General features: G+C 55.6%; 10 protein-coding genes. 3 read left to right on the forward strand and 7 right to left on the reverse strand.

Translation table 11 applies throughout. From position 1 onward, the window contains the following. Positions 1-7: 7 nt before the first annotated feature. Positions 8-898: a methylenetetrahydrofolate reductase gene (gene metF / locus RC73_RS04585; protein ID WP_039033535.1), complete on the reverse strand. Its 891-nt coding sequence runs from the start codon at positions 896-898 to the stop codon at positions 8-10. A 399-nt stretch (positions 899-1297) separates the two neighbouring features. On the opposite strand from metF, the gene RC73_RS20715 reads away from it, so the two are divergent. Continuing rightward, entirely contained in the window at positions 1298-1438 is a 141-nt protein-coding gene (locus tag RC73_RS20715) for a hypothetical protein (protein WP_160289558.1), read from the forward strand. A 389-nt stretch (positions 1439-1827) separates the two neighbouring features. On the opposite strand, the gene RC73_RS04590 is transcribed toward RC73_RS20715, so the two are convergent. Together RC73_RS04590 and metB are read right to left on the reverse strand one after the other, a co-directional pair. Then, the gene (locus RC73_RS04590) at positions 1828-4227 is read right to left on the reverse strand and encodes a bifunctional aspartate kinase/homoserine dehydrogenase II (RefSeq protein ID WP_039033536.1); all 2400 of its coding nucleotides are present in this window, start codon (positions 4225-4227) and stop codon (positions 1828-1830) included. A 16-nt stretch (positions 4228-4243) separates the two neighbouring features. Then, positions 4244-5404: a cystathionine gamma-synthase gene (gene metB, locus RC73_RS04595; RefSeq protein ID WP_039033537.1), complete on the reverse strand. Its 1161-nt coding sequence runs from the start codon at positions 5402-5404 to the stop codon at positions 4244-4246. A gap of 215 nt (positions 5405-5619) precedes the next feature. Here metB and metJ point away from each other — a divergent pair, with 215 nt between their 5' ends. Together metJ and RC73_RS04605 are read left to right on the forward strand one after the other, a co-directional pair. Continuing rightward, positions 5620-5934 carry a met regulon transcriptional regulator MetJ gene (gene metJ, locus RC73_RS04600; protein WP_039033538.1) on the forward strand — a complete coding sequence of 105 codons (315 nt, stop codon included), beginning with the start codon at positions 5620-5622 and terminating at the stop codon, positions 5932-5934. Positions 5935-6009: 75 nt separating this feature from the next. Continuing rightward, entirely contained in the window at positions 6010-6753 is a 744-nt protein-coding gene (locus RC73_RS04605; RefSeq protein ID WP_039033539.1) for a sulfite exporter TauE/SafE family protein, read from the forward strand. Positions 6754-6760: 7 nt separating this feature from the next. Here the strand turns inward: RC73_RS04605 and traF are convergent, their stop codons facing one another. From traF to phsA, 4 genes are all read right to left on the reverse strand, one after another. Further along, positions 6761-7954, reverse strand: a complete 1194-nt coding sequence (gene traF / locus RC73_RS04610) for a conjugal transfer protein TraF (protein WP_039033540.1) — start codon at positions 7952-7954, stop codon at positions 6761-6763. Positions 7955-8110: 156 nt separating this feature from the next. Next, positions 8111-9055, reverse strand: a complete 945-nt coding sequence (gene nrfD, locus RC73_RS04615; RefSeq protein ID WP_039033541.1) for an NrfD/PsrC family molybdoenzyme membrane anchor subunit — start codon at positions 9053-9055, stop codon at positions 8111-8113. Beyond that, a complete protein-coding gene (locus tag RC73_RS04620) occupies positions 9052-9624 on the reverse strand; it encodes a 4Fe-4S dicluster domain-containing protein (RefSeq protein WP_039033542.1) in 573 nt (190 codons plus the stop codon). Before RC73_RS04620 ends, nrfD begins: the two co-directional genes overlap by 4 nt. Positions 9625-9636: 12 nt before the next feature. Then, positions 9637-11916 carry a thiosulfate reductase PhsA gene (gene phsA / locus RC73_RS04625; protein WP_039033543.1) on the reverse strand — a complete coding sequence of 760 codons (2280 nt, stop codon included), beginning with the start codon at positions 11914-11916 and terminating at the stop codon, positions 9637-9639. Positions 11917-12156 lie beyond the last annotated feature (240 nt).

Here is a 12156-nt window from a genome sequence, read left to right on the forward strand (position 1 = left end):
AAGGCCTTCACTTGCCGGGACGTACTCCCAGAGTATGGCAGATGGCATAGGTAAGTTCGGCGCGGTTCAGGGTATAGAAGTGGAAGTCTTTCACCCCTTCACGGGAAAGTACCTTGACCATGTCGATGGCCACGTTGGCCCCCACCAGCGCCCGGGTACCGGGATCGTTATCCAAACCTTCAAACTGGCGGTGCAGCCATCCAGGCAAAGACACATTGGTCATGGCGGCAAAACGCTTGAGCTGGTTGAAGTTGCCCACAGGCAATATCCCGGGAACAATTTCCACATCGATGCCGGCGGCCACACAACGGTCGCGGAACCTGAGATAAGACTCCACATCGAAGAAAAACTGGGTGATGGCACGGCTGGCACCGGCCTCAATCTTGCGTTTCAAGTTGATAAGGTCAGCCTGGGCATTAGCCGCATCCGGGTGCACCTCTGGATAGGCGGCTACCGAAATATCAAAGTCGGCGACCGAGCGCAGCAAACGCACCAGATCCGAGGCGAAACGTGTCGGCTTGGGACTGCCTTCCGGCAGATCGCCTCGCAGCGCCACTATGTTACGAATACCGCTGTTCCAGTAATGACGTGCCAACTGCAGTAACTCTTCATCACTGGCATCCACCAACGTCAGGTGCGGCGCCGCCACCAGCTCGGTTTCCTGCTGGATCCGTTCGATCACGCTGTGAGTGCGATCCCGCACCCCTGAGTTGGCACCATAGGTGACAGAAACAAACTTGGGATTCAGTGGCTCCAGGCGTTGAATTGAGTTCCACAACAAGGTTTCCATCTCAGGCGTTGAGGGCGGAAAGAACTCGAAAGAAACATTGATGTCGCCGTTGAGCTCAGACAAGCTCTGGTTCAGCGAGTGCGCATGTTGTGCGTGATGAAAAGCCATTGAAAATTCCCTCAACTATCTATCTGGACGTTTGGACGTCTATATGTCCACATACTAGAGAAACTGTCCTTGAAGTCAAGCCCAAAGATGGCTTCAAAGGTGTATTTATCTTAATCAGTATAAAAGCCACTAATGAGTGTTTCTGCAAAGCCTCGGCTTTGCGCCTGAGGAGAGCTCTCGCACAGGTGATCCTGTGCCTGGAAATAGGTGTATGTCTGCAAATCGCTCAAATATTTCAAGCTGCTCAGGACTAACAGAGTTGCACCTATTCCCCCTCGGTGTCGCCGAAAGCCGTTGGCGCAAATAACGTGGCTGAGGGCGAATGCTCGCCGGTGGCGAGTGTGCTTATGAGCGCGAGCCAAGGAAGGCGAGCTGGCCTTTATCCATGGAAGGATTTGGATGCCGAAGCAGCGACAGTCGAATCAGGGGCGAGTGTCGCCTAGCGACGAGCTCACGAGCGCGAGACAGGATGTTGAGCTGGATAAGAGTCACATGGATGTGACTCTGAGCGTCTGGCGCGATAGCGAATTGGCATCATAAGCACAAGGGGTTGTCCGCTGCGTCGCGGGTCGCTGGGGGTTTGGAAAGGGGGCGAGTCGATACAGCCCCCTTTCCTCGGGTGTGGGGCGGCGAGTGTCGTCTAGCGACAAGCTAACGAGCGAGAGCCAGGGATGGCGAACTGGCCTTTGTGCATGGATGCATTTGCTCCACGACTTTAGACCGCTGGCACAGCGGCTAGCATGGCTTTAAGCCAAAGCTCACCAATAAACTTGATCTCAGCTTCCAGCTAAACCGCAAGCCCATCACCTGCGGTGCGGATAGGCTGAAAGCCCGAATACCGTGAAGGACAGGACGTCCGAGAACGGCCTCTAACACAGGCTTTCCTAGCCAGGAGTCAACCAACTTCAAACATGACGCTAATACCAACCCTACTCCTGCAGCAGATCGCGACAGATCTGCACCAGATCCGACTGTACTGCCGCGGCAGTCACTTCCCTACCGGCACCTGGGCCGCGAATGATCAGCGGATTACCCTGGTAGAAGGCTGAGCGGATGACAAACACATTATCTCCCGGGGTCAGGTTAGCGTATGGATGCTGACGCTCGACCCACTGCAGAGAGACTTCGGCGTTAACCTGGCCATCTTGCTGCTCCAGTGAAGCCACATAGCGCAGCACCTTGTTTTGCTCGGCCGCGGCGGCAAACTGCTGCGCGAGAGTGGCATCCAATTCGGGGATCCGCTGCAAAAACTCATCCAGCGGAATATCGGCCAGCGCCTCAGGCACCAGAGAGCTTAAGCGAATATCCTCAAGCTCCAGTTCCAGACCTATTTCACGAGCCAAAATCAACAGCTTACGCTGCATGTCACGCCCGGAAAGATCGTCCCTGGGATCTGGCTCAGTGATCCCCAGCTCTTTGGCCTGCAACACCAGCTCGGAGAAAGGTTTGATGCCATCGAAATGCTCAAACAGCCAGCAGAGCGTGCCGGAGAAGATACCGCCGACAGCCTCTACCCTGTCGCCGCTGTTGTGCAAATCATTGAGCGCGTGCTGCACCGGCAGCCCGGCGCCGCAACTGGCGTTGTAACGCCAGAACAGTCGGCGGTTACCCAACTGCTGTTTCAGCTCGCGGTAGAAAGGCAATGGCCCGGAGCCAGCCAACTTGTTGGCACTGACCATATGAATGCCACGGGCAAAAAACTCAGGATACTCTAGTGTCAGTCCAGCGCTGGCACTGATATCCAGCGCTACCAGTTCATCGGCTTGCAGCAACGCAAGCTGTTCGAACAGATGTTCATACTGCCAAGGGGTAGCTTCAGCTTCAAACCTTGCCTGCCAGTCATCCCCAAAGATCCCCTCATTGCAGATCCAGGCGCGGCTCGAACTCGCCAAGCCCAGGAGTTCAACACTGGCCTCCAGCTCACGTTTGAGGCCGTCGCGGGCTCGGCCAAACAACTCCACCCAGGCTTCGCCTATGTTACCCACACCCAGCAGAATAACGCCTATGCGTTTGCGGGGGCCGGCGCAGCGCCTGTGCACCTTCTGGGTCAGCAGGTTCACCTGCGATTTAGGTACCAGGGTGACCAGGCTGAGTTGGTCCTGGTACAGAGGCCGCGCTTCACGGCTCAGCAAACGGGCAAAGCTGCGACGATAACTGCCGGCGCCACTGCTTACCAGCGCCACCAGTCCATGCTCTCTGTCCTCGGTAATGCTTTGAATTTTGAGCTCGGATGTCTGCGCTTCCAGTAACTGCCAGACTTGGCGGGATAATTCGGGAGTATAGGCCAGCTCAAGTTTGTGTTGCCCCTGAGACCAGTAGGCCAGCGGAGTCAAACCCGCCTCATTGAGCGCATCAAGCGTCTGAGTCTGAGCCTGGGTGCCATTGAACTCCAGGCTCAAGAGTGACACCTGATTGAGATTGGTCACCACTGGGGCGCTTGCGGCATCACTCTTGGGGGCTATCAGGGTGAAGTCGGTATGCGAGGCGTAGCTCGAACGCACCGCCAGGCTGACCTCGGTATCAAACAGCGGCTGCAACGTACGGCAATGCAGTACCGGGGAGCCAAGCCGCGCCAGGCGGTCGGCCTCAGCCAGCGACATACTGCTCAGCAACCTGGCATCGGCAATCTTGTTGGGATCGGCATTGAACACCCCTTCGACATCTGTCCAGATAGTCACCCTGTCGATATCGGCCAGGCTGGCTATCAGGGTGGCACTGAAGTCGGAGCCGTTGCGACCAAGCAACAGAGTTTCGCCTTGGCTATTGGCGCAGATAAAGCCGGTGATCACCAGACGCTCATCGGGATGCTCGGCCAGCAGCCGCTGCACCCTTTCACGGGACTCATCGAGGCGAATCCTGGGCACTGCGCCCTCATCGGCAATCAACAAACTGCGGGCATCCACATGGGAAGCGGCAACACCGGACTCCCGCAGCAGCGCCGCCATCAGTCTGGCCGACCAGCGTTCACCGAAACCCACCACCTGATTGCATTGGTATTCGCTGAGTTCAGGCAAAGACAATAAACTGGCCAGTTGCGCCTTATCTGTAGACAGACGCTCCCGCAGTTGACGTGCCTGTTCATTGCCCAGCAGCTGTTCAATCAGATTCTGCTGATAGCCGACAAGCTCCTGTAGCTCCTCCTGCCACAGAGCGCCCGACTCCTTCAGGTTCAACAGTTTATAGAGAAAATTAGTACTCTTGCCGGCGGCGGAAACCACTACAAGATCATCGGCATGACCATGGGTCAGCAAAATATGGGCGACCCGTCGGTAGCAATCGGCATCGGCGAGACTGGAACCGCCAAACTTATGTAGGTGACAACGTGCCATCTCAAGCTCCTTCAATTCAACAGTTTGCGGCTGCCGCCAATCCGGCGGCGATATCGTCTAGCAGATCCCGGCTATCTTCTATGCCCACAGACAAGCGAATAAGCGTGTCTTTAATACCGGCTTCGGCGCGAGCCTCACTCGTCATGGCTCTGTGGGTCATGGTGGCGGGCACGGCCACCAGGCTCTCAACCCCTCCCAGGCTCTCGGCCACGGAAAACAGCCTGAGCGCGCCGAGGAAGGCAACCACCTGCGTCTCATCGCCCTTGAGTTCAAAACTCAGCATAGCGCCAAAGCCACTCTGCTGCCTGGCGGCAATCTCATGACCAGGGTGACTCTTAAGCCCCGGATAATAAACTTTGTCTACCACCGGGCTCTGGCTCAGCAGCGCCACTATGCGCTCGGCATTGGCCTGATGCTCGCGGATCCTCAGCGCCAGAGTACGCAGGCCTCGCAGGGTCAAGTAGCTATCGAAGGCGCCACCGCTCAGCCCAAGCGTGTTGGACCACCAGTGCAGCTGCTCTGCCAGTTCGGGATCTTTGGCAATCACGGCGCCGCCCACCACATCGCTGTGGCCATTGATGTATTTAGTGGTCGAGTGCACCACTATGTCGGCCCCCAACAGTAAAGGCTGTTGCAGCGCCGGCGATAAAAAGGTGTTGTCGGCCACCACCAATGCGCCCTGCTGGTGGGCCGCCTCGGCAATGGCGGTGATATCCACAACCCGCAGCAGCGGATTAGATGGCGTCTCGAGCCACACCATGCGCGGCTTTTGCGCCAGGGCAGCGGCGAGTGCTTGCGGGTCGGTTTGATCCAAAACCTGCAAACGAAACTGGCCCTTGGCGGCCAGATGGGTGAACAGCCTATAGCTACCGCCATAACAGTCATGGGGCACCAACAAGAGGTCATCCGGCCCCAGCAGGTTGACCACCAGAGTAATGGCCGCCATGCCGGTCGCTGTGATTGCCGCACTGCAGCCCTGTTCCAGCTCCCCCAAGGCATCCCCCAGAATGGAGCGGGTAGGATTACCCGAGCGGCTATAATCAAAGGCTCTTGGCTGAGTGTGCCCCTCAAAGGCATAGTTGGTCGACAGATAGATGGGTGGCACCACGGCCCCGTGCTGGCTGTCTGATTCGATGCCCTGCCGGACCGCTGTGGTTGCTAATCGCCGCTCTGTCATAATCGACTCCTGAATGCTGAGGTTCGACACCATAAAGATGTCTGGACGTCTAAATCTAACCAATGACTATCCAGCCGTCAATAGGCATCAAGACGTTTGGACGTCCAAATGTATGGATTTCTGTTCATATTGCACAGATTTTGCAGGCAATCATTTGACTGTATCCTGTAAGGGTTTAAAATCTGCTGCGAATTAGTGAGATCACAGGTGAATCAATGACTGAATGGAATGGCGAATACATCAGCCCTTATGCCGAACACGGCAAGAAGAATGAGCAAGTGAAAAAAATCACTGTCTCTATTCCGTTGAAGGTACTGAAAGTATTGACCGATGAGCGCACCCGGCGCCAGGTAAACAACCTGCGGCACGCCACAAACAGCGAACTGTTGTGCGAAGCCTTCCTGCATGCCTATACCGGCCAGCCACTGCCCAATGATGAGGATTTGTCCAAAGACAAACCCGACAGCATCCCGGAAGAAGCCAAACGCATGATGGATGCCATGGGCATTGAATGGGAAGACATGGAATAAGTGTCTTATTCCTCTGAATTATCTTATTGTTGAACAAGGATCGCTGCGCGATCCTTTTCTTTTGGGAGCTTGCGAATGCTGTCATTGATAGATCCCGTCACCCTGTTGCTGGCATCCCTGATCATATTTACCGGCGCCCTGACCCAGTCGCTGATAGGCTTTGGCCTGGCCGTGGTAGCCACACCTTTGCTGTATATCGTCGATCCGGAACTGGTTCCCGTCCCTGTGATTGTGATGGGATTTTCTATCGCCCTGTTGACCTTGATACGCGAACGCGGCCACCTGGAATTCAACGGCTTGCAATATGCCTTGCTGGGACGACTCCCCGGCGGCCTGATTGGTGCCACCCTGTTGTTGCTGGCACCGCAACCGATTATGGGCTTGACCATAGCCCTGATTGTGGCCGTGGCCGTATTTCTCAGCTTCAGAAAATACAGCATTAAGATCAACCGCCTCAGCCTGTTTATTGCCGGGGTATTTTCCGGGATCTTCGGTACCGTGGCGGCCATAGGTGGACCACCTATGGCTCTGCTGCTGGCGGGTAAGGATGCCAGTCAGTTCCGCGCAGCGCTGTCGGCCTTCTTCATCTTCAGCTCCTTGATAGCCTTGATCATTCTCGGCTGTTTTGGCCTCTTGACCCTAAAGCATCTGTGGCTATCGCTGTTGCTGCTGCCTGCGGTATTTATTGGTTTTCTGGTCGCTGGCCGTTTGGTGGGCCGGGTGGATAAAGAGAAGACCCGCAGCTTAACCTTGGCGCTATGCACCCTGAGCGCCCTGTTGCTGACTATCAAGTCAACCCTGGCGCTCATCAACGGTTAAATCGCTGTTAGAAGTGATAGCTGGTTTGCAGCACGCCACCTATGGCATCGTCACTGCCAAACATGCCGGTGAGATCCAGCCGGAAGCTGTTGCCTATGGCGAACCCTGTCCCGAGTGAATAAAGATCGGCGCTGTGATCATTAAGATCCTGGCGATAACCGAGCCGTAAAGCAACCCAGTCAGCAGGCCGGTATTCGCCACCTAAACGCCAATAGCGGCTGCCCTCAAGCTCGGCAAACTTATCGTTGTCGGTAAGATCCAAGTCGCTGCTGAGCGAAAAAGCCGCCCAGTCATAGGCCACCCCGGCGGTAACCATAGGTTTCACCTGATAGGTAAGCTGCACGCCGCCAGCCTCTATGCTGCTTAAGTCCCGCTCGATAAGATTACGTCCGCTGACACCGATAACCAAACCATCCAATGGCTGAAATGCCAGGCCGATATCCAGATTAAAGCCTGTGTCATCACTGCGATAATCATCATCATTGAAATCATCGGCATCGAAGTTGTTGGCGCTGACAGCATAATTAAAACTATCCAACCGTTGCAGCTTGGGGGTGACTCCCACTGTCACCGGCATATTGACGATAGATAGCGGATAGCTCACGGCAACTCCGAGCTCGGAAACCGCCCCGGCCACTACCCGCCCCTGGGAGGTCAAATCTTGGATTTCCGGCGGGTTATTGGGGTCCAGATTATCCAGGGCATCAATATCCGCAGCGGCGATTTCGGCAATCCCCAAGGCATCGAGATAACTCTTGAATACAAAGGCATAGCTAAAACCATCCGAAGGCATGACCAACGCCATATTGATACCGGCACTGACATAGGCGTTGTTGCCCTGCAGCGATTGCAAGTCACCACTGAGGCGCTTGCGGTAGTCATCGATAGCCGCTGTGTCGGCAGCATCTATGGCATTGACCAGAGCGTCATAGTTATCCTGCAAGGCATCAAACTTATCGATCATCTGATCTTTATCTGCGCCATCTGCGCCTATGGTGGGAATAAGTAAACTGAAGTCACTGCTGCGGCGCGAGGGCAAAGCCAGCAGCGCCGGATTGGAAAAGGCCGCCGCCTCACGATTACCGGCCGCCACGGCAACGCCGCCCATGGCATCGGCGCGGGCCTCATAAACATCCTGCCCTGCCAGCGCCAGCGTGCTGGCAAGCCCCGTGGTAAGCAGTGTCAAAAGACTCAGTTTCATCTCATCCCCCTCTTGCTTTTATCTGTAACCAGACGCAAGACGTTAGTTACATGGGTTAAAGATAGTCCAGATCTCAGTGGCACAATGGTATCAAGATACAAAAAAAGCCCGTATCAAATGATACGGGCTGAGGCAAAACAGGTTCAGAGGTGCTTGTTAACCAAGATAGCTCTGACCTGCATAGAGAATGAAGTGTCTAAGTGCCAGCACCCCGGTCAGGCTGCAGCAGGCTACCGCCAGCATGGCGCCCTTGGTGTGGCGGGTACTCGCCGGCAGCAACAACATGGAAAGCAGCGGGATACCAAAACCTATACCCACAACTCCAATCCAGAACACGCTGGCCCAGACGCCACTTGTCAATGATGCCAGCGCTGCCGCCGCTGCACCGCCCTTGAAATAGAGCGCGCAGAACAGCATGAACAGGAACAGGATTTCTGCCGCCATTACCGGCAGTTCCAAACCGTGCATCCGTCCCAGCTGTGGGCAGTGCTTGTCTGTCTTGAACAGCAGCAGCGCCACTACCGCGTTGGCGGCCGCACCGGCCGACAGACCGGACACCAGGAACAGCGCCGGTAATACGGCAGTGTTCAGCATGGGGTAGGCGTTCATGGCGGAGATCAGGAAGCCTGTGTAAGCACCCACGACAATCGCCAGCACAAACAGCAGTACTTCCATAGTCTTGCGAAGGCCAGTCAGTGATTCTGCAATCCCTTTAAGAAAGCCCAGACCCCAGCTACCGAGATCATCTTTCAGCACGACCAGCGCATAGGCAAAGGTCAGCGGAATATAGGCCAGCAGCGCCAACACCCCGATGGACATCACAGATGTCAGGTTGTAGTTGATCAGGATCAGCCAGAAGTGGAACGGCTTGGTCAGGTCAAACACCAGACACAGCATCCCCAAACAGATAGCCACTGGCGCTATCAAGGCTGCCGCCTTGAGAATACCGCTGTCACCCTCTGTCTTGTTTTGCACCCAACGCAGCCCGATCCCAATCAGCAGACTACCCGCCGACAACCCAGCCAAGAAGAGGTAAACCGCTATGACCCAGTTCCAGGTTACAGGGTCGTATTGTGTCATATCGCCCCAAGTATTGTTCATGATTGGATCCCCCCTCTCTTGACAGGAATACGGTAGATTCTGGGTTTAGTACCCAGATGGGTCTTGTCCTGATAAGTCACGCGGGTGTTGAGCAGAGTCGCCACCTCGCTGCCGGCCTCGTTGGCATCACCAAACACCAGGGCATCGGTAGGACATACGGTCACACAGGCGGGTTGTTCGCCGCGAGCCAGACGTGTGTCCTTACAGAAGTTGCACTTGTCGGCCACCTTGGTCTCCGGGTTCATAAAGCGTACTTTGTAGGGGCAAGCTGCCACACAGTACATACAGCCGACACATTTCTCTGCCTTGATGGAAATAATGCCGTCCTCGCCCACATAAGCCGCCCCGGTAGGACAGACCTTGACGCAAGGGGCATCTTCACACTGCTGACAGGACACCCTGTGATACTTGAAGTGCAGATGCGGCGCATCACCGAATGGGCCTTCTACCCGTACCTGCAGGCGGGTTACGCTCTCAGGTACACCGTTTTCGCTGCGGCAGGCGACGTTACAGGCCTGACAGCCGATGCACTTATTCTCGTCGTGCACCATCACATATCTTTTAGTCATCTTCGCCTCCCCTTATGCCTTTTCCAGCTTCACACCTGTGGTGTGTACGTTCATACCGCACACAGGTGCAGTCACGTTGGGCAGCAGGTTGCCGCAGTGCACGCCCTTACCGGTCGCCCGTGCCAGCTCCTTGTTCTTGGAACCAAAGCCCATATAGGCGAACACAGTGTCGGGACGTATGCCCTTGGTCACCAGCGCATGACCCTCTTCACTGCCGACACTGGAAGTGAGACGAATGGCGTCCCCATTCTCAATGCCATGCTTGGCGGCAGTGTCAGGGTGGATCCAGACGGCGTTATCGGACATCAGGTTAGCCAGCATAGGCACATTGTGGGTCGCACCATTGGTATGCACTGCCACCTTACCCTGGATAAAGTAGAGCTCGTCCGGCTGTTTCAGGGTCACTTCACGATAGGCGATAGTGCCACGGCCAGGCGCCATGTCTTCTACCTTGGCGGAGGTCAGTTCAATCTTGCCGCTGGGGGTCTTGAACTTGAGCGCGCTACCATAAGTACCATCTTCATCCATGCCCCTGGCGTTGGGGTAGGCGGCGACAAAGTCGGCCACCATCTTGGGTTCACGCAGCATCAGCGGCTTGCCGTAGCTGACAAAGCCCTTGTCCTTGATGTGCTGCAACAGCTGGGCGTCTTTATTCACCTGCAGGAATTGCAGGGTTTCCATGTTTTCCCAGGGATAGTACTGCTCCAGGCCCATCTCTATGCCCAGTTCACGGAAGATTTGCCAGGAAGGCTTGGCATCGCCAATCACATCTACCACTTGCTGACGCAGGTAGTAGGCCGGGTTCTTGCCGGATTTGTCGGCGACCTCTTCATCCCGCTCCAGGTAAGTACACTCGGGCAGTATGATGTCGGCCCAGGCGGCGGTTTCACTGATGTAAACATCACAGGAAACCACAAACTCCAACTTCTTCAGACTTTCAACCACCTTGGCACGGTCGGTCATGGTCTGCATAGGGTTGGTACGGCTCATAACCCAGGCCCGCAGTTGGTAAGGCTTGGCTTCCAGAGTTGCATCTATGATTGACTGATAGATACCACCACCGGACCAGGCCATAGCAAACTGCTCATCCATCTGGTCGATGCGTTTGGCTTGCGGCTTGGGCAGTTTAACGCCTGGCTTACCCAGCTCAGGAGCCACAAGCTCACCGGCAAACTTGTTGTAGCCACCGGCCTTCTTGCCCATGTAGAGGCCACCCTTACGCTCCAGGTTGCCGATCAGCACGTTGGCGGCATACAGCGCCCGGCGCATATCGAACTCTTCCGGAGTGAAGGTAGATCTGTGGCCAAAGTCGACCACGGCATGAGGCGCTGCAGCAGCGTACTCGTGAGCAATACGGCGGATGTCGGCGGCAGGTACGTCGGAAATTTTCTCAGCCCACTCAGGGGTATAAGCCTTGACCTCGGCGGCAAACTCTTCAAAACCCACAACATAGCGCTCAATAAAGGCCTTGTCATAGAGGTTGTCGGCAATCAACACATGGCACAGCGCCAGGGCTACGGCCACATCCGAACCGGGACGAATGGCATACCACTCATCGGCCTTGTCGGCCACCACAGAGAACCTGGGTTCAAACACCACCAACTTGGCGCCTTTGTCAGCCTGGGCCTTCATCATTCCCCGGGTTTCGGACATATTGATCCCCTCATAGAGGTTATGACCGAAGTTGATGATGTACTTGGAGTTGGAGAGATCCCGCTTCACCTTGGTACCGAACATCGCCTTGGCGGCAACCACATAACCGCCCGGGCAAGTGGTGTTATGGGTAAAGGAGTTGGGGCTGCCGTAAGCCTGACCCAAATAGAACAGGTGTCCGGACAGCGAACCTGACTTGGAGGAAAATGCCACGGCTTCAGGACCATGGTCGGCCTTGATTTGATTCAGCTTGGTAGCGATGGTTTGATAGGCTTCCTGCCAGCTGATTTCGGCCCACTTGCCTTCGCCGCGCTCACCGACGCGCTTGAGTGGTTTGACAATCCTTTGTGGATCGTACAATAAACTGAGGCCGGCGCCGCCACGGGCACAGACCTTACCGCCGAATGATTTGGCTTCTTTGTTGCCAGAAATAAAGACGTTTTTGCCGTCGATTATCCGCGCCGAAATCGGGCAACGGGTCGAACACATCTCACACATACTGGCAACTTCAGTGGCACTGCCGGTCAGAGGGCTGCGCCCCAAAGCCGCCAGCGAACCGGGCAGAACTCCGGCCAGGGCACAGGTTGCCCCTCCGGCTCCAGCCCCTTTCAGAAAGGTGCGCCTATCAAGCTCTATCATGGTTTACCTCCATCCTCTCCCCTCGGGGAAAGGTCGCTCACACAGGTTATTGTTTGAATGGGATTCCGCTTGACTACAGCGGCTTAAGCTCATTGTTTACCCATTAAATTCCTGTGGGTATTGTGGTAAACCACATAGGGGGAGTGAGTGTGATCCAGCCCCCGCAAAGATGCCGGAAAGGACATGAAAGTGTGAGGGTAATCCAGCCTCTAGCCGTTAAAAAAAAGCCATTACAAGCAC

The organism is Shewanella sp. ECSMB14102, assembly GCF_000813075.1.
Lineage (GTDB): Bacteria > Pseudomonadota > Gammaproteobacteria > Enterobacterales > Shewanellaceae > Shewanella > Shewanella indica.